General features: G+C 28.7%; 1 protein-coding gene. It reads right to left on the bottom strand.

The features are described from left to right. Positions 1-388: 388 nt before the first annotated feature. The coding region (locus IDG60_RS17250; protein ID WP_206160981.1) for a 2-oxo acid dehydrogenase subunit E2 at positions 389-825 on the bottom strand (437 nt) is incomplete at its 5' end.

An 825-nucleotide genomic window follows, 5' to 3' on the forward strand; every position in this document is an offset into this window, starting at 1 on the left:
ACAACACCGTTCATGTATAAATCGAAATTCATGTCCATAAGTTCAATCACCTATCCCTTTATATTTAAACTATCCTCATTCTACTAATTAATAACATATTGTTCAATAAACTAATCTGAATCACACCAATATTTAGACACAATTTTAACAATATACCAAACATTATTGTGCTTAATATCATGGAAACTAATTTGTTCACCTGTTTTCATTAATATGTTTCCAGTATGATGTATTATTTTGACTTTACTGCAAAAATGCATTCAACCATGTTGATTATTGTTCTTTATCTTTTTTTGAATTTATTGCACATATTTTATTGCCCAAAAAAATACATCCATCGACAAGAACAAGATAAAACAAGTTGTCGATAGATGTATCCATGTTATCACTAATATATATTTGTATTTTCTAAAGTATACTGTTCGATACGCTGTTTAATATGATTCATAAATTTACCAGTTTGTAAACCATCTAAAATGCGATGATCTATTGAAATACATAAATTTACCATACTTCGAATTGCAATCATATCATTAATTACTACTGGCTTTTTAACGATTGATTCTACTTGTAATATCGCTGCTTGAGGGTGATTTATAATCCCCATTGATGATACTGAACCAAATGTACCAGTATTATTAACTGTAAATGTTCCACCTTGCATATCTTCAGTTGTCAATTGCTTATTACGCGCTTTTGTTGCTAAAGTATTAATTTCTCTAGCTATACCTTTGATTGACTTTTCGTCTGCATGCTTAATCACAGGTACGTATAATTTATTTTCATCAGCAACAGCAATTGAAATATTAATGTCTTTATGTAAGA

The sequence above is a fragment of the Staphylococcus sp. EG-SA-2 genome, assembly GCF_017152085.1.